Raw genomic sequence first — 824 nt, 5'->3', positions numbered from 1 at the left:
CGCCGCCCACTCCCGCACGACGGCCTCGAGGGCGGGACGGGCGGCGCGCACCGCGTCCGCGCTGGGGAAGGCCGCGATCGACCGGTCGGGTGCGGCGGCGCGCAGGAGCCCCGCGGGATCCGCGACTCGGATGGCGCCCCGGTCCGACCTCGGCCGGCCGCCCGCGTGCAGGATCAGCAGCACCTCGTCGGGCCTGCGGAGCGCGAGCGTGGCGAAGTGGTCGTCGAGCGCCCAGCTGGGCGCGTTCCACTTCCACGACTCCACGGCGTCGGGTCGCCCCGCCGCCACGGCCGACCGGAGCTCGGCGACCGCCTCCGCGAGCGGGTGCGCGAGCGCGGTCAGCCGGGCCTCCACGTCGCGTCGCGACGCCTCCGGATCCGTCCGCGCCATGCGCCCGCGCCCTAGCCGACCCGGAAGTAGTAGGCGTCGGACAGCGTGCCCGGCGCGGTCGCCCACAAGCCGTCCGCGGCGCCGTCGATGGGGATCTCGACGACCACGTTGCCGGTCGCCGTGCCCAGCGGATCCAGCAGCTCCTCGTTGTCGGTGAACGCCGGAGCCGGGGCGAGCACGAAGCTGTCGGCGGCCGAGTACTGCGATCCGTCGGCGGCGAGGAAGCCCACCGCCAGCTCCGACAGCGGATCGCCCACGGTGGCGCCGAGGTAGGTGGCCGTGACCGGCACGACCGCGTCCTGCATGCCCTCCGTGGGGGCCTCGTTGGTCGGATCCGCCGCGAGCACCGCCGCCGTCGCGTCGAGCACCGGGGTGCCGAGCATGACCTGCCACTCCGGTCCGTCGATGCCCTCGCCCGTGACGGGGGTGCCGAT

The 824-nt window shown here is 76.2% G+C and carries 1 protein-coding gene and 1 pseudogene; both read right to left on the bottom strand.

Translation table 11 applies throughout. From position 1 onward, the window contains the following. A partial coding sequence (locus Q6969_RS16015; protein ID WP_317231324.1) for a DUF1801 domain-containing protein occupies positions 1–390 on the bottom strand: 390 nt, incomplete at its 3' end. A gap of 11 nt (positions 391–401) precedes the next feature. Next, a pseudogene (locus Q6969_RS16010) lies at positions 402–824 on the bottom strand (DUF4190 domain-containing protein); the annotation flags it as partial.

The organism is Clavibacter sp. MX14-G9D (assembly GCF_032917815.1).
In the GTDB taxonomy this organism is placed as follows: Bacteria; Actinomycetota; Actinomycetes; order Actinomycetales; family Microbacteriaceae; genus Clavibacter; species Clavibacter michiganensis_K.
The sequence above is the reverse complement of the archived record's forward strand: the minus strand, read 5'-3'. Positions and strand labels throughout refer to the sequence as shown.